Annotated in this window: 13 protein-coding genes and 1 pseudogene; 4 read left to right on the top strand and 10 right to left on the bottom strand. The window is 71.2% G+C overall.

The genetic code is table 11. The annotated features are described in order from the left end of the window. The 5 genes from ACLZN2_RS49515 to ACLZN2_RS49495 form a co-directional block, all read right to left on the bottom strand. A partial coding sequence (locus ACLZN2_RS49515) for a flavodoxin-dependent (E)-4-hydroxy-3-methylbut-2-enyl-diphosphate synthase (RefSeq protein WP_416986702.1) occupies positions 1-252 on the bottom strand: 252 nt, incomplete at its 3' end. Positions 253-435: 183 nt separating this feature from the next. Beyond that, positions 436-1,740, bottom strand: coding sequence for a M50 family metallopeptidase (locus tag ACLZN2_RS49510; protein WP_416986700.1), 1,305 nt, complete (start codon positions 1,738-1,740; stop codon positions 436-438). Beyond that, positions 1,737-2,993, bottom strand: a complete 1,257-nt coding sequence (gene dxr, locus ACLZN2_RS49505; protein WP_416986698.1) for a 1-deoxy-D-xylulose-5-phosphate reductoisomerase — start codon at positions 2,991-2,993, stop codon at positions 1,737-1,739. The genes ACLZN2_RS49510 and dxr overlap by 4 nt, the downstream gene beginning before the upstream one ends. A gap of 259 nt (positions 2,994-3,252) precedes the next feature. Next, the gene (locus ACLZN2_RS49500; RefSeq protein WP_416986697.1) at positions 3,253-5,190 is read right to left on the bottom strand and encodes an acyl-CoA dehydrogenase family protein; all 1,938 of its coding nucleotides are present in this window, start codon (positions 5,188-5,190) and stop codon (positions 3,253-3,255) included. 121 nt (positions 5,191-5,311) lie between these two features. Next, positions 5,312-6,121, bottom strand: coding sequence for a GH12 family glycosyl hydrolase domain-containing protein (locus ACLZN2_RS49495; RefSeq protein ID WP_416986695.1), 810 nt, complete (start codon positions 6,119-6,121; stop codon positions 5,312-5,314). A 222-nt stretch (positions 6,122-6,343) separates the two neighbouring features. Between ACLZN2_RS49495 and ACLZN2_RS49490 the strand changes: the two genes are divergently transcribed. The 3 genes from ACLZN2_RS49490 to ACLZN2_RS49480 all read left to right on the top strand — a co-directional run bounded on the left by ACLZN2_RS49490 (position 6,344) and on the right by ACLZN2_RS49480 (position 10,862). Further along, on the top strand, positions 6,344-7,351 hold the full coding sequence (locus ACLZN2_RS49490) for a LacI family DNA-binding transcriptional regulator (protein ID WP_416986693.1): 1,008 nt from the start codon (positions 6,344-6,346) through the stop codon (positions 7,349-7,351). A 136-nt stretch (positions 7,352-7,487) separates the two neighbouring features. Next, positions 7,488-9,545 carry a TIM-barrel domain-containing protein gene (locus ACLZN2_RS49485; protein WP_416986692.1) on the top strand — a complete coding sequence of 686 codons (2,058 nt, stop codon included), beginning with the start codon at positions 7,488-7,490 and terminating at the stop codon, positions 9,543-9,545. Positions 9,546-9,635: 90 nt separating this feature from the next. After that, on the top strand, positions 9,636-10,862 hold the full coding sequence (locus ACLZN2_RS49480; RefSeq protein WP_416986691.1) for a sulfotransferase family protein: 1,227 nt from the start codon (positions 9,636-9,638) through the stop codon (positions 10,860-10,862). Between the two features lie 34 nt (positions 10,863-10,896). Here the strand turns inward: ACLZN2_RS49480 and ACLZN2_RS49475 are convergent, their stop codons facing one another. The 4 genes from ACLZN2_RS49475 to ACLZN2_RS49460 are packed head-to-tail and all read right to left on the bottom strand — an operon-like array spanning position 10,897 to position 16,130. Continuing rightward, positions 10,897-11,610 carry a glycoside hydrolase family 12 protein gene (locus ACLZN2_RS49475; RefSeq protein ID WP_416986689.1) on the bottom strand — a complete coding sequence of 238 codons (714 nt, stop codon included), beginning with the start codon at positions 11,608-11,610 and terminating at the stop codon, positions 10,897-10,899. Positions 11,611-11,644: 34 nt separating this feature from the next. Next, entirely contained in the window at positions 11,645-13,837 is a 2,193-nt protein-coding gene (locus ACLZN2_RS49470) for a glycosyl hydrolase family 95 catalytic domain-containing protein (RefSeq protein ID WP_416986687.1), read from the bottom strand. Beyond that, the gene (locus ACLZN2_RS49465) at positions 13,834-15,813 is read right to left on the bottom strand and encodes a beta-galactosidase (RefSeq protein WP_416986686.1); all 1,980 of its coding nucleotides are present in this window, start codon (positions 15,811-15,813) and stop codon (positions 13,834-13,836) included. Before ACLZN2_RS49465 ends, ACLZN2_RS49470 begins: the two co-directional genes overlap by 4 nt. Beyond that, positions 15,813-16,130: a hypothetical protein gene (locus ACLZN2_RS49460; protein WP_416986704.1), complete on the bottom strand. Its 318-nt coding sequence runs from the start codon at positions 16,128-16,130 to the stop codon at positions 15,813-15,815. The genes ACLZN2_RS49465 and ACLZN2_RS49460 overlap by 1 nt, the downstream gene beginning before the upstream one ends. Before the next feature lie 78 nt (positions 16,131-16,208). Here ACLZN2_RS49460 and ACLZN2_RS49455 point away from each other — a divergent pair, with 78 nt between their 5' ends. Beyond that, positions 16,209-17,837, top strand: coding sequence for an IS200/IS605 family accessory protein TnpB-related protein (locus ACLZN2_RS49455; protein ID WP_416986703.1), 1,629 nt, complete (start codon positions 16,209-16,211; stop codon positions 17,835-17,837). Between the two features lie 5 nt (positions 17,838-17,842). On the opposite strand, the pseudogene ACLZN2_RS49450 reads toward ACLZN2_RS49455, so the two are convergent. Further along, positions 17,843-18,016: pseudogene (locus ACLZN2_RS49450) on the bottom strand (twin-arginine translocation signal domain-containing protein); the annotation flags it as partial. Positions 18,017-18,189 lie beyond the last annotated feature (173 nt).

The following is an 18,189-nucleotide window of genomic DNA, read 5'->3' as shown; positions in this document are numbered from 1 at the left end:
GATCGTCGCCAGGGCGTCCGCGTCGTCCTGCGTCGGGCAGGCCACCCGCACGATCTGGCAGCCCGACGCGGTCAGCTCGGCGATCTGCTGAAGGGTCGCGCCGACGTCCGACGTACGGGTCGTCGTCATCGACTGGACCGAGACCGGCGCGTCACCACCCACCGCCACCGAGCCGACCTGGATCTGCCGGCTCTTCCGGCGCTCGGCAACCCTGGTCGGAACGGACGGCATGCCGAGAGAAATCGCAGTCATCTGCTGTGCAACCCCAAGTCGTGGATCAAGGTCCAGGTCCCGTCGAGGCGGGTTTCCAGGCTTTGAGATTACGGCACGGGCCCGGGCGGGGGCACATCGCTGCCGTCAAAACCCACCCGATGGAAGACGGCCCGGGAGCAAGTGTCCCGGGCCGCCGCGAACTCCGTATGACGAAGAGATGGACTACGAGATGCGCACGGGGTTCACCACGTCCGCGATCAGCACCAGGATCGTGAAGCAGACGAAGATCCCTGCCACCACGTACGCCACCGGCATCAGCTTCGCCACGTCGAACGGGCCCGGGTCCGGGCGGCGCAGCACACGCGCGACGCCCCGCCGCAGCGACTCCCACAGAGCGCCCGCGATGTGCCCGCCGTCGAGCGGGAGCAGCGGGAGCATGTTGAACAGGAACAGGGAGAGGTTGAAGCCGGCGACCACGAACACGGCCATGGCCAGCTGCTGCGAGGCGGGGATGTCCAGGGTGGCGATCTCGCCGGTGACCCGGGCCGCGCCGACGATGCCCATCGGGGAGTCGGGCTCGCGCGGGGCGTCGCCGAAGGTCGCGTTCCACAGGGCGGGGATCTTGCCGGGCAGGGCGACGAGGGAGTCGACCGCGTCGCCGACGTGGTCGCCCATCCAGGTCACGGACTCGCCGAAGTCCTGCTTGACGACGCCGGTGGCCGCGCTGAAGCCGAGGAAACCGGCCTTGACGTACTCGCCCTGGACGAAGGCGCCGGAGCTGTCCTTCTTGGCGACCTGGTTGGTGGCGATGGTGGCGTGGAGCGTGACGTCCTTGCCGCCTCGCTCGACGACGATCGCCACGTTCTTGCCGGCGCTGTCGCGGATGAGGTCGGAGAGCGTGTCCCACTTGGCGGTGGCGACGCCGTCGAAGGAGACGATCTTGTCGCCCTTCTTCAGGCCCGCCGCCTCGGCCGGGGAGGGCTTGTCGGTGCTCTTGCAGGTGTCGCGGTTCTCGCTCTGCGCGATGACACAGGGCGAGACCGAGGCGACGTTGGTGGTCTCCTGCTGGATGCCGAAGCCCATCAGCACGGTCAGGAACAGGCCGACCGCGAGGATCAGGTTCATGAACGGGCCGGCGAACATGACGATGACGCGCTTCCACGGCTTGCGCGTGTAGAACATGCGCTTCTCGTCGCCGGGCTGGAGCTCCTCGAACGCGGCCGAGCGGGCGTCCTCGATCATGCCGCGCCAGGGGGAGGTGGAGCGGGCCGTGACCCTGCCGTCCTCACCGGGCGGGAACATGCCGATCATGCGGATGTAGCCGCCGAGCGGGATGGCCTTGATGCCGTACTCGGTCTCGCCCTTCCGGCGCGACCAGATGGTCGGGCCGAAGCCGACCATGTACTGGGGCACACGGATGCCGAACAGCTTCGCCGTGGAGAGGTGGCCCAGCTCGTGCCAGGCGATCGAGAAGAGCAGGCCCACGAAGAAGACCAGAATCCCGAGGATGAACATCAGGGTCGTCATGCACGGGCCTCCGCCGTCTGCGCCGTCAGTTCCTGTGCCCGGGCGCGCGCCCAGGTCTCCGCTTCGAGGACGTCCGACACGGTGAGTGAAGTTCCCGTGGCCGGGGTGCCGTGTTCCTCGACGACCCTCGTCACGGTCTCCATGATCCCGTTGAACGGCAGCGCGCCGGTCCGGAAGGCCTCCACGCACTCCTCGTTGGCGGCATTGAACACCGCCGGTGCCGTCCCGGCGAGCTCGCCCACGTGCCGGGCGAGGTTCACCGAGGGGAAGGCCTCGTTGTCGAGGGGGAAGAACTCCCACGTCGACGCCGTGCTCCAGTCGAAGGCGGGCGCGGCGTCGGGGACGCGCTGCGGCCAGCCGAGGCCGATGGCGATGGGCCCGCGCATGTCGGGGGGCGTCGCCTGGGCCAGTGTCGATCCGTCCGTGAACTCAACCATCGAGTGGACATACGACTGCGGGTGCACGACCACCTCAATCCGCGAGAAGGGAATGTCGTAGAGGAGGTGTGCCTCGATGACTTCCAGCCCCTTGTTGACGAGGGTCGCGGAGTTGATCGTGATGACCGGGCCCATGGACCAGGTGGGGTGGGCGAGGGCGTCCTGGACGGTGACGTTCGCCAGCTCGGCCCTGGTGCGGCCGCGGAAGGGGCCGCCGGAGGCCGTGACGACCAGTTTGCGCACGTCGGCGCGGGTGCCGGCGGCGAGGGCCTGGAACAGGGCGGCGTGCTCGGAGTCCACCGGGATGATCTGGCCGGGCTTGGCCAGCGCCTTGACCAGCGGGCCGCCGACGATGAGCGACTCCTTGTTGGCGAGCGCGAGGGTACGGCCCGCCTCCAGGGCGGCGAGGGTGGGTGCGAGGCCGATGGAGCCCGTGATGCCGTTGAGGACGGTGTGGCAGTCGGAGGCGGCGAGCTGTGTCGCCGCGTCCGGGCCGGCGAGGATCTCGGGGAGCGGCTCCGACGTGCCGTACTCGGCGGCGAGCGCCTCGCGCAGGGCCGGGACGACGTCCTCGCGGGCGACGGCGACGGTCCGTACCCGCAGCCGGCGGGCCTGCTCGGCGAGGAGGGCGACCCGGCCGCCGTTGGCGGACAGGCCGGTGACCCGGAACCGGTCCGGGTTGCGCAGCACGAGGTCGACGGCCTGGGTGCCGATCGATCCGGTGGCACCGAGGATCACCACGTCCTTGGGACCGTCACCCGCGACGGGGTCGTAGACGAGGTGCGGGTCGGCGAGGGGGGCTGGACTGTCGCTCATCCTCCCATTGTTGCCTGGCCCGAGATCCGTCACGTCCATGGGGCGACGGGAGCTGGGGGTGTCCTGGCGGTGCCGCCCGACAAGTGGTGATCCAGTCTCGGGGGGGCGCCCCCCCCCCCCCCCNCACGTCCATGGGGCGACGGGAGCTGGGGGTGTCCTGGCGGTGCCGCCCGACAAGTGGTGATCCAGTCTCGGCGACACGCCGCACACACGGCGTGTCGCCGAGACTGAGCACACACAACCTGGCTCTCGCCGTCCGTCACCTGATGGGGCGGTGGACGTTCTCCCGTTCGCTGGGTCCGGGTGTGGTGTCGGCGATCCACGGGCCCTCGCCCGAGGGGTCGACGACGCCGTCCTCCAGCCACTCGTGGGCGCCCGCGAGGACGTCCTTGACGACCTTGCGGTCTACAGCGTCCGTGTTGTTCCACAGGCGGGTGAAGAGTTCGTCGACGCGCAGCCGGGACTGGCGGCAGAAGGCGTCGGCGAGCCGGTAGGCCTCGCGGCCGTGTTCGCCGCGGGTGCGCAGCATCTCGGCCCGGACGCAGGCCGCGCTCATCGCGAACAGTTCCGCGCCGATGTCGACGATCCGGCCGAGGAAGCCCTGCTTGGTCTCCATCCGGCCCTGCCAGCGGGACATGGCGTAGAACGTGGAGCGGGCGAGCTTGCGGGCGTGCCGTTCGACGAACCGCAGATGCATGGAGAGGTCGACCCCGGCGTGCCGGAACCCGGTGTACGACGACGGCAGCTGGCCCGCTCCCGCGACCAGCCTCGGCAGCCACTTGGCGTAGAAGACACCGGCGCTCGCGCCCGCCCTGGCCTTGTCCTGGAGGGACTTGTCGGGGTCGATGAGGTCGCCGGCGACGGAGAGGTGGGCGTCGACGGCCTCGCGGGCGATGAGGAGGTGCATGATCTCCGTGGAACCCTCGAAGATGCGGTTGATGCGCAGGTCGCGCAGGAGCTGTTCGGCGGGGACCGCGCGTTCGCCGCGGGCCCTGAGGGACTCGGCCGTCTCGAAGCCTCGGCCGCCGCGGATCTGGATCAGCTCGTCGGCCATCCGCCAGCCCATCTCGGACGCGAAGAGCTTGGCCAGCGCGCCCTCGATGCGGATGTCGTTGCGGTCCTCGTCGGCCATCTGCGAGGACAGGTCCAGTACGGCCTCCAGGGCGAAGGTGGTGGCCGCGATGAAGGAGATCTTCGCGCCGACCGCCTCGTGGTGGGCGATGGGCTTGCCCCACTGCTCGCGGGCCGTCGACCACTCGCGGGCGATCTTCAGCGACCACTTGCCGGCGGCGACGCAGGACGCGGGCAGGGAGAGCCGGCCGGTGTTGAGGGTGGTGAGGGCGATCTTCAGGCCGGCGCCCTCGGGGCCGATGCGGTTGGCGGCGGGGACCCGGACCTGGTGGAAGCGGGTGACGCCGTTCTCGATGCCGCGCAGGCCCATGAAGGCGTTGCGGTTCTCGACGGTGATGCCGGGCGAGTCGCTCTCCACGACGAAGGCGGAGATGCCGCCCGGGTGGCCCTCGCTCCTGGGGACGCGGGCCATCACGACCAGCAGGTCGGCGACCACGCCGTTGGTCGTCCACAGCTTGACGCCGTCGAGGACGTAGTCGTCCCCGTCCGGGACCGCGCTGGTGGCGAGCCGGGCCGGGTCGGAGCCGACGTCCGGTTCGGTGAGCAGGAAGGCGCTGACGGCGGTGGTGGCGCAGCGCGGCAGGAAGGCCTGCTTCTGTTCGGGCGTGCCGAACATCTTCAGCGGCTGCGGTACGCCGATCGACTGGTGGGCCGACAGCAGCACGCCGACCGCGGGGCTGGCCGAGCCGACCAGGGCCAGCGCCTTGTTGTAGTACACCTGGGTGAGGCCGAGACCGCCGTACTTGGGGTCGATCTTCATGCCGAGGGCGCCGAGCTCCCTGAGCCCGTTGATCACCTCGTCGGGGATCCTGGCCTCGCGCTCGATCAGCGCCCCGTCGATCTGCGTCTCGCAGAACGCGTGGAGCTTGGTCAGGAACTGCTCGCCGCGCCGGACGGCCTCGTCGGTGGGGAGCGGATGGGGGTGGATCAGGTCGAGGCGGAAGCGGCCCAGGAACAGTTCCTTGGCGAAGCTGGGCTTGCGCCAGTCCTGTTCCCGGGCGGCCTCCGCGACCTGGCGTGCCTCACGCTCGGTGACGGTGGGTTTCTTCAGGGGTGGTGCGGACATGAGGATCACCTCGCCGCGAATCGGGATCATGGACCACATCGGTTACCGATGGGTGCTACTCGATCGTTGGTACCCGATCCGGGACGACCCCGCCACCCTTCGCGTGCCGTCCGGGCCCTTCTCAGCCGATGGTGACGGAGTACGACTTGGTGTCCAGGCGGCCCGTTCCCTTGAAGACCTCGGTGCCGGACTCGATGCCGGAGACGTACTTGTCGTTGGAGAGGAGCTTGCGCCGGACGAGTGCCTGGGTGAAGTCGTCCAGGTTGAGGGTGGCCTTGGTGGTGTTGGCGCGGCGGACGAAGGAGTAGACCTTCCAGCCGATGTCGCCCTGGTAGATGTCCCACATGGCGCCGTTCAGGCTGACGCTGCCGTACTTGGTGCCCAGCGGGCCCGCGCCGCCCTGGCGGTTGAGCCAGATCATGATCTCGTCGGTGGGCTGGTCCTGCCAGTCCGCGGTGTTCTTGGTGTGCAGCCACAGGTCGTAGGCGACGTTCATGGTGCCGGGGTTGGACGGCAGGGAGAACTCCCAGTTCGCGGTGACCTTCTTGCGGTCGCCGACCTTGATCGGCAGACCGGTCTTCGCCTTGTCGACCTTCCAGCCCCAGTGCCAGCCGAGGACGGAGGAGGCGTACGACTTCACGTCGTAGTCCTTGCCCGTGCCGCTGTTGGCCAGGCTGTAGCTGGTGCCCCAGGAGATGGTGTCGCCGGACTGGGAGTTGTCCCAGACGCAACTCGTGCCGGTGGCCTTCTCCCGGTTCCAGACGTTGTTGTTCACGTAGTACTTGCCGAGCGTGATCGTGTCGAAGTCCGTGCACTTCTTGCTCGACTCACCCGCCTGGGCGACGGTGACGCCGACGGCGGCCGCGAGGGCGACGGCGGCGGCGGTCAGGGCCTTCGCCCTCTTCGACAGACGGGGACGGCGGTGCTGCATGGGGGTCCTTCCGGGGCCGGATCTTCGTTACGTCACCCCAGTGGGCGCCGGGCGGGAAAAGGTTGCCGTACTCTCTCTTCACGTTTTCTTCGCAACTCGCTGTCGAAGCGCTTCGACAACCTATGGACACCCACCTCTGCTGGGGCTACTGTCGAACCACCCTCACCCCCTCTTGTTCACACTGCGCACTGTCGAAGCGCTTCACAAAGCTTGGAGAGCTGGATGGTCACCCTCGCCGAGGTCGCCCAGCACGCCGGAGTCTCGGCGAGCACGGTGAGCTATGTCCTCAGTGGCAAGCGGTCCATCTCCACGACCACCCGGCAGCGGGTCGAGCAGAGCATCCGCGAGCTGGGCTACCACCCGAACGCGGGGGCGCGGGCGCTGGCCAGCAGCAAGTCGAACATCATCGCGCTGATGGTCCCGCTGCGCACCGACATGTATGTGCCGGTGATGATGGAGATCGCCATCGCGGTGGCCACCACGGCCCGCACCCATGGCTACGACGTGCTGCTGCTCACCGGTGAGGAGGGCCCCGACGCGGTGCGCCGGGTCACCCGCAGCGGGCTCGCCGACGCCATGATCCTGATGGACGTGCAGCTCGACGACGAACGGCTGCCCCTGCTGCGGCAGACGGACCAGCCCTCGGTGCTGATCGGGCTGCCCGCCGACACCTCCGGCCTGACCTGCGTCGATCTCGACTTCACGGCGACCGGCGCGCTGTGCGTGGAGCATCTCGCGTCGCTCGGTCACCGCGACATCGCTGTCATCGGCGAGGCGCCCGCGGTGTACGAGCGGCACACAGGCTTCGCCGAGCGCACGCTCGACGGACTGCGGTCCCGCTCCCGGGAGCTGGGCCTGCGGCTGCTGCACCGCCCCTGCGAGGGCGGGTACGCCGCGATGGCCGTGACCCTCGCCCGCATCCTCGACGAACGCCCGGGCACCACCGGGTTCGTCGTGCAGAACGAGTCGGCGGTCGAACCCCTGCTCGCGCTGCTGCGCCAGCAGGGCCGGGCCGTCCCCGAGGACGTGTCGGTGGTCGCGATCTGCCCCGAGCAGGTCGCCGTCCAGGCCTCGGTGCGGCTGACCTCGGTCGCCATCCCCGCCCCGGAGATGGGCCGGCACGCCGTGGAGCGGCTGGTGGCCAAGCTCGACGGGCGGGGGACGGACGAAGTCGTGCTGCTCGAACCCGCGTTGACGGTCCGGGCGAGCACGGGCCCGGCCGCCTCCTGAGACAGGCCCCCCGCTCTTCTCCGCCTCTCCGCTCTTCTCCGCCCCCCGCTCTTCTCCGCCCCCGCTCTTCTCCCGCTGTTGTGCCACGCCAGGGCACCCCCATGTCCGCACTCCTCCAGGAGCACAGGAGCCCCCCGTGAATCAGCCTGCCGAAACCCAGACCAGTCAGGGCACGGTCAGCCTCGCACAGTCGTCCCCCACCGTCGGCACCTTCCGCGAGCGCGACGGCGCGCTGGAGTGGAGCGGCCGTCAGGAGACCCTCCGGATCGAGCCGTGGGGGCCGGACGCGGTCCGGGTCCGCGGCCGGCTCGGCGGTCCCGTGCTCGACGGGCTGCCGGGTGCTCTGCTGGATGCGCCGCCGCCGACGCCGTACACGATCAAGACCGAGGACGGGCGCGGGCGGTTGACCGTCGGCGGGCTCACCGTCGACGTCGACGCAGAGGGCCTGATCCGCTTTCTGCGCACGGACGACGGCGGTGAGGTGCTGGCCGAGGAGCGGGCCCACTTCTGGTGGCCGGGCTCGCGGCTCTACACGGCCGTCGGCAACGGCTACCACCGGCTGGAGCAGCGGTTCGCCGCGTACGAGGACGAGAAGCTGTACGGCCTCGGCCAGCACCAGCACGGGCGGTTCGACCAGAAGGGCCTGGTCCTGGACCTGGTGCAGCGCAACGCCGAGGTCGGCATCCCGGTGCTGACCTCCAGCCGCGGCTACACCCTGCTGTGGAACAACCCGGCGATCGGCCGGGTGGAGCTGGCCGGGAACGGCACGCGCTGGGTGGCGGACTCCGCCCGGCAGATCGACTACTGGATCACCGCGGGCTCCCCGGCCGACGGCCAGCGCCGCTACAGCGCGGTGACGGGCCGTACGCCGATGCTGCCCGAGTGGGCGGCGGGCTTCTGGCAGTGCAAGCTGCGCTACCGCACCCAGGACGAACTCCTCGCCGTGGCCCGCGAGTACAAGCGCCGAGGCCTGCCGATCTCGGCGATCGTCTGCGACTTCTTCCACTGGACGCACCTCGGCGACTGGAAGTTCGACCTGAAGGAATGGCCCGACCCGGCCGCGCTGGTGCGGGAGTTGGCGGAGCTGGGCATCAAGCTGGTGGTGAGTGTGTGGCCTTCGGTGTCGCCGCTGAGCGAGAACCACTCGGTGATGGAGCAGCGCGGCCACTTCATCGGCACCCAGTACGGGCCGCTGGCGCACGCCGACTGGCCGGACAAGGAGGTCGCCTCCACGGTCCAGGTGGCCTTCTACGACGCGACGAACCCCGAGGCCCGGGAGTTCGTGTGGTCGCGCGTCCGGGACAACTACCTCGCCCCGTACGGGATCACGGCCTTCTGGCTGGACGCCTGCGAGCCGGAGCTGAAGCCGGGCTTCCAGGAGAACCTGCGCTACTGGGCGGGCCCGGGCCTGGAGGTCGGCAACCTGTACCCGGCGGAGAACGCCCGCACGTTCTACGAGGGTCTGCGCGCCGAGGGCGAGGAGGTCGTCACCCTCAACCGCTCGGCGTGGGCGGGCAGTCAGCGCTGGGGCGCGGCCCTGTGGTCGGGTGACATCGGCACCGACTTCCCGACGCTGCGCCGCCAGATCGCGGCCGGCCTCAACACCGCGCTGTCGGGCATCCCGTGGTGGAACACGGACATCGGCGGCTTCCACGGCGGCGACCCGGACGACCCGGCGTACCGCGAGGTGATGGTCCGCTGGTTCCAGTTCGGCGCGCTGTCCCCGCTGATGCGGCTGCACGGCTTCCGGGACCCGGGGATGCCGCTCGGCCCGGACATGACCGGCGGCCCGAACGAGGTGTGGTCCTACGGTGAGGAGGCCGGGGCCGTCCTGGAGAAGTACCTGCGGCTGCGCGAGCGGCTGAAGCCGTACGTCCTCCAGGTCATGCGGGAGGCCCACGAGGAGGGGCTGCCGCCGATGCGGCCGCTGTTCCTGGAGTTCCCCGGCGACCCGGCGGCCTGGTCGGTCGACGACGCCTACCTCTTCGGCCGGGACCTGCTCGTCGTACCGGTGCTGGAGGCGGGGGCACGGGACCGTACGGCGTACCTTCCGGCGGGGGCGCGCTGGACGGACGCGTGGACGGGTGAGACGTACGAGGGGGGCAGCGCCGTGACGGTCGACGCGCCGCTGGACCGGATCCCGCTGTTCCTGCGGGACGGGGCCACGCTGCCGGTGGCCGAATCATCGTCGTAACACCTGAACACCCTTGTGGCAAAGGTGAGTTGGTGGGGTAGGGGGCTGGCATCCAGCTGCCCCACCAGCGCCACGAAAGGGTGTTCGCCCATGTCCGCCCCTGACCTGTCCGCCCCTGACCTGCCCGAGCCTGCCCAGTCCGCGCCTCCCCTCGCCCTCACGCTCGCCAATCTGCTGCTGCGGCCGGGGTTCGCCTCGCGCCGCAGCCCCGACCGTGTCTTCGACCGGCTGGCCGCCCAGGCAGGGCCGGTGGACGCGGTGTTCTCCGCCGAGTTCCGGTTCCTGCTGCGCAACTGGGCCCGTGACGAGCACCTCACCCCGGTCGGCTGGTGGTCGGCGCAGGGCCATGTGCGCAGGCATCTCACCAACCGCGCCCGTGTCCGGCGGCTGATCGCCGAGCACCCGCGGATCGCCCGGGAGCCGGTCGAGCGGCCGGTGTTCGTGGTGGGCCTGCCGCGCACCGCCACCACCCTCACCCATGGGGTGCTGTCCCTCTCCGAGCAGCACCGATGTCCCCGCCTCTGGGAGCTGCTCACCCCGGATCTGGAGGGGACCGAGCGGCAGCGGAAGCGGGCGGTGGCGGCGGCGCGCGGGATGGTCGGCGCGATCAACCTGTTCTCCCCGCACTACCGGGACATCCACCCGATGTCCGCCGAGGGCCCCGAGGAGTGCACCTTCGCCCTCCCGCACACGATCATGCCGCTGTCCCAGGCCCGTATCCCCGAGTACCGGGCGCGCCACTACGAGCGGGACTTCCGGCCCGACTACTCCTACCTCAAGCAGATCTACCAGGTCCTGCAGTACGGCCGCCCGCGGCGCCGCTGGGTGCTGAAGTCGCCGCTGCACACCGAGAACCTCGACGCGCTGCTGTCGGTGTTCCCCGACGCGACGATCGTGTGGACCCACCGCGATCCGGCCGCCGTGGTCCCGTCGTTCTGCAGTCTGATCGAGCACGGCATGGCGATCACCCTGAGCCCGCTGGACCTGCGTGAACTCGGTGCCACCTGGCTGGAGTTGCTGAGCCGCTCCATGACCCGCGGTCTCGCCGCCCGCTCCGTGATCCCCCGCGAGTCGCTGATCGACGTCCCGTACTCGTGGCTGGGCTCCGACCCGGCCGCGGGCGCCCCCAAGCTGTACGACGCGATCGGCGCGCGCTGGACCGACGCCGACGCGGCCCGGCTGCCCCGGGTCGCGGCCCGTCCGAAGGGCAGCCGGCCGCACCGCTACGACCTGGCCCGCTACGGTCTGACCCGCGCCGACGTCGACGCCGCGTTCGCCGGCTACAACGCGCTGCGGGCCGAGGTCGACCGGGCGTGACGCGCCCCGGCGCCGGCCTCGGCCCGCAGGTCCGTCAGCTGCTGCTGACGGTCAGGTTGTTGGTGACGAAGTCGAGTCCGCCGGAGGACGAGGTGATCTCGTACCCGAACTGCACGTCACCGATGGTCTCGTTGCCGAACCAGCCCTTCGTGTCCTTGACCCACTTCAGGATCGGCAGGATGTTGACGGTGCCGGACGACGAGTCCGAGGTGCGCAGGAACGAGAACACCTCGTTCGAGCCGTTGTTGCCCTTGTAGACGGTCCAGGTGTGGCCGCCGAGCGTGAGGTTGCCCTGGGAGGTGCCGAGGGGGCCGACGGCGCCGTTGTAGTTGACCCAGAGCATGATCTCGTAGTCGTAGTCGGTGTCCCAGATGTCGTACGACGTGTTGTACGCGCCGGACGACGGGACCGTGACGTTGTAGCTGCTGGAGAGCGACCCGAGGGAGGTGATCGTCTTGTTGATCACCTTCTTGGAGTTGGGGTAGGACTTGATGCCGCCGGTGGCCGGGTGGTTGGCCCAGACTCCCCAGTTGGTGCCGGAGTTGGCCCAGACGCACTGGCTGCCCGCGCCGGAACCCCAGATGTTGTTGTAGAGGGTGTAGCCGTTCAGCGTGGTGTTGCCCCACTGGTCGCAGGAGCTCCAGACGGCGGCCGAGGCGGGGGCGGAGGCGAGGCCGACGGTGGCGCCGAGGGCCAGGGTGGGGGCGATCAGGGCCTTGACGACCCTGCGGAGCGTGCGTGTTGCCATGGTGTCCCTTCCATGGGTGGGGGGATGCGGGGAGTTACCACGTCCCCGTGGTGAGGACGTGTTCTTCGCCGGCGACGAGGTCGAGCGGCTTCGCGTCGCCGGCGGAAGTCCGGACTTCGATGCGGAGGGTGCGGGTGGGCCGGAGGACCGCCGTGGCGCCCTCCGGACCCCAGGCGAGGTCGAGTTCGGCGCCGAACCGGGTGCGCAGGCCCCGCAGTTCGCCCGCCGGGAGCGCGGGCGGAAGCGCGGGGAGCAGCACCAGGCGGTCGGGCGTGGAGTGGGCGAGCGCCTCGATCAGCACGGCGGGCAGGGTGTGCGCGGCGTCCGCGTTGTAGACGTCGCGGTGGGGGTAGTGGGCGCTCATCAGGGAGGCGTGGAAGAAGTCGCCGTCCAGGACCTGGGCGAGGGCGTGGGCGACCCGGTGGCCGTCGCGCAGCCGGGCCGCGATCAGGGCGTGGTGGAGGTGGCCGTGCGCGGAGTCGTTCTCGGCGCCGCGCAGTTGGAGCGCGCGGTGGGCGGCGGCCGCGAGCTCGGGGGTGTCGTAGGGGGTGATCTCGTCGAGCGGCCAGACGCCGTAGAGGTGGCTGAGGTGGCGGTGGTCGTAGGTGTCGTCCAGGCCGGGCCTGGCCCATTCGGCGAGGGCGCCGTCGGCGTTGACGCGGTGCGGGGGGAGGCGGTCGGCGAGGGCGCGCCAGCGGTCGGCTTCGGCCGGGTGGTAGTCGGCGGCGGTGCGCAGCGCGTGGCGGGCGGCCGAGAGGTCCATGGCCGCGTTGATCGCGCCCCAACTGGCGTTGGCTGGACGGTTCTCGGGCGAGTAGGAGGGGACGACCACGAGGTGCCCGTCCTTGTCCTCGTGGGTCAGGAACTCCTCGTAGAACGTGGCGACTTCGGCGAGCGCGGCGGCGGTGTCCGGGTCACGGGTGCCGTGGGTCTCGTCGTGGTCGACGAGGGGCTTGAGCAGCCAGTCCGCGCCGGCCGTCCACAGGTGCAGGGGGTACTCGCGGCTGAAGTGGTACGTCAGCCCGGACTCGCCGTCGGTGTGGGCGGGCGCGACCATGCCCCGGGCGCCGAGGACGGCGCGGGCGTTCTCCCGCCAGTCGTCGCGCTGGCGGTGGATCAGGGACGCTAGGGCGGCGGTGACTTCGGGGAGGGCTGCGGCCGCGGCGGAGGCGGTCTGGAGGTTGAGGTTGGCGTCGTTGGTGAACGCGCCGGCCCAGGCGGTGTCCCAGTCGCCGGTCCACAGGCCGGTCAGCCGGGGCGGGTTGAGGCCGGAGGAGGACAGCAGGTGGTAGCGGCCGGCGGCGAAGAGGCGCTCCAGGAGGGCCGTGCTGCGGGGGTGTTTCAGCAGTTCGGAGCCGGGGAGGGCGCGTTCGTCGGGGTCGGCGCGCAGGTCGAGGGCGACGCGTTCGTAGGCGGTGCGGTGGAGGGGGAGGTGGCGGGCGAGGAGGTCCTCGTAGGAGGACGGCAGGGCGGCGAGGGCGCGCTGCTCGGCGGTGACGTCGAGTTCGCCGGTGTGGCGGCGGACCCGGGTGAGGAGGAGGACGGAGGCGGCGCCGGTGATCCGCACACCGGGGAGGGTGAGGGCGGTGCTGCCGCCGGTGACGGCGACGAGGGTCACGCCGGTGTAGGCGCGGTCGCTGCCGGGGTAGCGGGCGCGCAGGGTGAGCTGGGCGCCGTCCGGGGTGAGGGCGGCGCCGTGGCCGACGGCGAGGTCGGCGGGGGCGCCGGGGAGCCGGTGGTCCAGGGAGATGTCCAGGTCGGAGGCGGTGACCTGCTGGACGATCACGTCGTCGGCGCGGGAGACGAAGACCTTGCTGGTCCACTCCCGGCAGGTGGCGGTGGTCTCGCCGGTGGTGAAGTCGACGGTGCGGCGGTAGCGGTGCGGGTGGGCGGGCCCTTCGGCCGGGGACGCTCTGCGCAGTCGTAGCTGGAAGGCGGGGTGGAAGGGCTGGACCCACTGGAGGGGGCGATGGTCGGTGAAGGCCTCGGCTGCCGTGAGGTCGCCCGCGAGCAACCGGTCCTGGAGGGCGGGGAGTTCGGCGGCCAGCTCGGGCGGACGGGCGTGTTCGGCGCCGTTGGGACGGACCAGGGTGTGATGGGTGACGATGACACGGTCGTCGTTCGGGTCACCGAACACGAGGGTGCCGTGGTGGCCGTTGCCGCTGAGGAAGGCGTCCTCCCAGCGGGCGGCGGGGGTCGGCTCCCAGGAGCCGTGTGTGATCGTCATGACCGCAACACCACCACGCCGTAGCGGTCCAGGAGGGCCCGATCGGTGATCTTGTCTCCGGTGAGCAGGTCGGTGTGGGTGCCCGGGACGTCGACGGTGACCGGCTCGCGGCTGTGGTTGAGGAGGAACAGCAGCCCGCCCCGGCGTACGGCTTCGACGCCCGCCGGGAGGCCGTCGAGGACGGGCCGGACGCCCGCGCCGGCCGCGACCCGGGTGAGCAGGGCGCGCAGGGCCTCGGGCTCGGGGAGGGTGGAGACGTACCAGGCGCGGTCGCGGTGGAGCACGGCGGGCAGTCCGTCGAGTTCACCGCCCTTGTAGACGGTGTCCACGACCTCGTCCTCGGTCTCCAGCTCCTCCGACCACAGCGTGCCCCGGAAGCCGTCGCACTCGACGGTCTCCCCCGCCTCCAGCGGCCACCACTCGTGCAGGACGCGGATGCCGAACAGTTCGCGCAGCCGGGGGTCCATGCCGCCGGGGCGGATCCGGTCGTCCTCGTCGGCGACTCCGGTGAGGAATCCCGAGACCAGGGTGGAGCCGGCCCGGACGAAGGCGAGGAGGTTGTCCACGGCCGCGTCGGTCAGCGCGTAGAGCTGGGGCACGACCACGAGCCGGTAGCGGGTGAGGTCGTGCGCGGGGTGCGCGAAGTCGGTGGCGAACCCGGCCTCCCACAGGGCGCGGTGCCAGGCGTGGAGGACGGCCGGATGGTCGACGTGGGTGGAGGGGCGGCCGTCCTGGGCGGAGGCCCACCAGGCGTGCCAGTCGTGGAGGATCGCGATGTCGGCGTGCAGGGGGCTGCCGGTCACGGCGGGGCCGAGCGCGGCGAGTTCCGCGCCGAGCCGCTTGATCTCCTGGAAGGTACGGCCCCGCTCCCCCGCGTGGCCGAGCATGCCGGAGTGGAACTTCTCGGCGCCCTGGCGGGACTGGCGCCACTGGAAGTAGCAGACGGCGTCCGCGCCCCGGGCCACGGCCTGCAGGGACCAGAGGCGGCCCAGGCCGCGCGGCTTGGGGTGGTTCACCCCGCGCCAGTTGACGGGGCCGGCCGCCTGTTCCATCAGCACCCAGGGGCCGCGCGCCTGTGAGCGGGTGAGGTCCTGGACGAGGGCGCCGTGCTGCGGGCCGAGCGGGTCCCTCGGGTCGGGGTAGAGGTCGACGGAGACGACGTCCTCCTCCTCGGACCAGCGCCAGGCGTCCTGGCCGAAGAACAGCGGCATGAAGTTGGTGGTGACCGGGATGTGCGGGGTGTGCCGGGCGACGATGTCCCGCTCGGCGAGGTAGCACTCCAGGAGCATGTCGGAGGTGAAGCGCCGGAAGTCCAGCACCTGGGCGGGGTTCTTCAGATAGTGCGGGGTGCGTGGCGGCAGGATGCCGTCCCAGGTGTCGTAGCCCTGGCTCCAGAAGGCGGTGCCCCAGGCGGTGTTGAGGGCGTCGAGGGTGCCGTACCTGTCGCGCAGCCAGCGGCGGAAGCGGGCGGCGGCCTCGTCGCCGAAGTCGGCCGTGCAGTACTCGTTGTTGATGTGCCACATGGTCAGGGCGGGGTGGGCGGCGTAGCGGGCGGCCAGGGCCTCGGTGATGACGGCGGCGTGGCTGCGGTAGGTGGCGCTGGAGTGGGAGAAGTGCTGCCGGCCGCCCCACCACTCGACGCGGCCGTCCTCGGTGACGGGCAGGGTGTCCGGGTGGAGCCGGCCGAGCCACGGGGGTGGGGAGGAGGTGGGGGTGGCGAGGACGACCCCGACGCCGTTGTCGTGCATGAGATCCATGAGCCGGTCCAGCCAGCCGAACTCCCGTGCCCCCGGCTCTGGTTCGAGCTTCGCCCAGGAGAAGACGCCGAGGGTGACGGAGTTGACGCCGGCCTCGCGCATCAGCCGGACGTCCTCGTGCCAGGTCTCCTCGGGCCACTGTTCGGGGTTGTGGTCACCGCCGAAGAGGATGCGGCCGCGGGTGGCGTCGGCGAGGGTCGGCCTGCCGGTGGCTGCCATCAGACGGGCTCCCCGTACTGGATGCCGCGCCCGTTGGTGGCGAGGTAGACGCGGCCGTACACGCGCGGATCGCCGACGATGATCTCGCCGGTCCAGCCCCACTGATGGTGGTCGTCGTTGATGCGCACCCAGCTCTTCGCGCCGTCGTCGGAGCGGTAGACGGCGCCGATGTCCGTACGGGCGTAGGCGAGGCCACGGGCGGATGGGCTGTGAGCAGGTGGCGGTTGAGGCCGGTTGAGTACGTTCTGGCGCGTCTGAGTGAGTCTCCGGGCGGTGGCGGGGGCACGTCCCCGAGCGGGGAACGGGAGTTCTCGCATCGAATGCGTGACCTTCGCGGATGGTGGTCGTTGGGTGTGGTGACGGATTTCTGCGGCACGGGGTTGGGGGTGAGTGGGGTGGGTGGGCTGCGGGAGGTGGCTGCGCCGTTCGTGGTGCCCGGCCCCTCGGGGGTCGCGGTCCGTACCCGGCTCAAGGACCTGGCCGCCGGGGACGAGAAGGTGCTGTGCCTGGTCGGCGACCTGCTCGGTTCGCTCGCCTCCCGCGATCTGAAGACGCGGTGTTCGGCCGGGCTGGAACACGACAGCGAGCAGTGGGCCGAGCGCAAGCGCGTCCTGACCGGGCGGTCCTCCTCTCGCTGGGCCGGGTCGATCACGAAGGCCACCCACGATCAGTGGGCGCTGGCCCGGCGCGGCCAGCTCGCGCACCTCCAGAACCTTCAGGCCGGGATCGAGACGATCACCCACCGGCTGTCCCGGCCCGTGGGCGAGAAGGGCACCAAACGGGCCCCGGGCGGCTACCGCAGCAGGCGGGAGTGGCACGCGAAGTCCCGTCGCCTGCGCCTGCTCGAAGACCGGCTTGAGGCGGTGCGGGCGGACCGTGAGGCCGGGATCGTGCGCGTGGTGCGCGGCGGGAAACGGCTGCTGAACACCCGCCACCACCTTCAGGAAGCGCAGCTCACCGAGGAACAGTGGCGCGCCCGGTGGCAGGCCGGGCGCCGGTTCCTCGCAGCCGACGGCGAATCCGGAAAACGGTTCGGCAACGAGACCATCCGCGTCACCGACGACGGCGAGGTCTCCCTCAAACTCCCCGAACCGCTCGCGCACCTGGCCAACGCCCCGCACGGCCGGTACGTCCTCACCGCGAAGGTGTCGTTCGCGCACCGGGGTGAGCAGTGGCGTGATCGCGTGGCAGCGAACCGGGCCGTCGCCTACCGCATCCACGAAGACCCCGTCCGGGGGCGCTGGTACCTGACCGCGTCCTGGACCATCGCCCCGGTCCAGACCGTGCCCCTGGCAACGGCCCGCGCGAGCGGCATGGTCGGTGTCGACACCAACGCCGATCACCTGGCCGCCTGGCGCCTCGACAGCCACGGCAATCCCACGGGCCATCCCAAACGCTTCGACTACGACCTGTCCGGCCCCGCCGCCCACCGCGACGCGCAGGTCAGGCACGCCCTGATCCGCCTGCTGCACTGGGCCGCCCGGCACGGCCTCGCGATCGCGATCGAGGACCTCGACTTCACCGCCGAGACCACCCGCGAGAAACACGGCCGCAACAAGAAATTCCGCAACCTCATCTCCGGCATGCCGGTCAGCAAGCTGCGTGCCCGGCTGGTGTCCATGGCGGCCGAACTCGGCATCCCCCTCGTCGCTGTGGACCCCGCCTACACCAGCCGCTGGGGCGCCCAGCACTGGCAGAAACCCCTCACCACCACAACCAGGAAGACCACTCGCCACGACGCTGCCGCCGTGGCGATCGGAAGGCGCGCCCTGGGGCACCCGATCCGGCGACGGACGGCACCGCCCCCGCACGACCGGAGTGATCGTGCGGGGCATCGGACCGTCCAGGCCGAACCGGTGGCCCCGGGGCGTGAGGGAAACCGCCCCCGCATTCCCGGACCACGGACACGATCCGTTGGCGCCGGACGCGGAGCGAACGCGGTGGACCAGAACGCCCAACACCGTTCGGGGCGTTCGGCTGAGCATGGGTTCTGGCAACAGGACTCACTCCCGCTCAGTCTTTAGGAACGGTGGAAGAGGACGCCGGTGACGAAGCCGGTGCCGTCGATGACCGCGGTGCGCCAGCGGTAGGTGGGGGTGGCGGTCTCGGCGGCGTGGGCGGGGGCGGCCTGGACTGCCGGGAGCGTGGTGAGCGCAGCGGCGGCTGCGGTGCCGGCCAGGACGGTGCGGCGGGTGACGTGCATGGGGGCACCTCGGGGGGTCTGTGGGGTGGACGCTGATTGCTGGGGGGGGTGAGGTTCGCTCGCCCGCGCCGGCGGGGTGCCGCTGCGCCCACCCGTGCCGCCCCAGCGGCACGACTGCCCGCAGCGACGGCGAGTTTTCAGGCAGCGCAACTGCAACCCCCTAGGGGCGCGGG

The sequence above is a fragment of the Streptomyces sp. T028 genome (assembly GCF_048159505.1).
Taxonomy (GTDB): Bacteria; Actinomycetota; Actinomycetes; order Streptomycetales; family Streptomycetaceae; genus Streptomyces.
Note: the sequence above shows the minus strand (reverse complement) of the source record. Positions and strands in the feature narration are given on the sequence as shown.

Bases quoted from the DNA above. Each gene is read 5' to 3' on its own strand.
- ACLZN2_RS49460 (WP_416986704.1), bottom strand. From the start codon at position 16,130: ATGCGAGAACTCCCGTTCCCCGCTCGGGGACGTGCCCCCGCCACCGCC.
- dxr (WP_416986698.1), bottom strand. From the start codon at position 2,993: ATGAGCGACAGTCCAGCCCCCCTCGCCGACCCGCACCTCGTCTACGAC.
- ACLZN2_RS49480 (WP_416986691.1), top strand. From the start codon at position 9,636: ATGTCCGCCCCTGACCTGTCCGCCCCTGACCTGCCCGAGCCTGCCCAG.
- ACLZN2_RS49470 (WP_416986687.1), bottom strand. From the start codon at position 13,837: ATGACGATCACACACGGCTCCTGGGAGCCGACCCCCGCCGCCCGCTGG.
- ACLZN2_RS49510 (WP_416986700.1), bottom strand. From the start codon at position 1,740: ATGACGACCCTGATGTTCATCCTCGGGATTCTGGTCTTCTTCGTGGGC.
- ACLZN2_RS49475 (WP_416986689.1), bottom strand. From the start codon at position 11,610: ATGGCAACACGCACGCTCCGCAGGGTCGTCAAGGCCCTGATCGCCCCC.
- ACLZN2_RS49495 (WP_416986695.1), bottom strand. From the start codon at position 6,121: ATGCAGCACCGCCGTCCCCGTCTGTCGAAGAGGGCGAAGGCCCTGACC.
- ACLZN2_RS49500 (WP_416986697.1), bottom strand. From the start codon at position 5,190: ATGTCCGCACCACCCCTGAAGAAACCCACCGTCACCGAGCGTGAGGCA.
- ACLZN2_RS49465 (WP_416986686.1), bottom strand. From the start codon at position 15,813: ATGGCAGCCACCGGCAGGCCGACCCTCGCCGACGCCACCCGCGGCCGC.
- ACLZN2_RS49490 (WP_416986693.1), top strand. From the start codon at position 6,344: ATGGTCACCCTCGCCGAGGTCGCCCAGCACGCCGGAGTCTCGGCGAGC.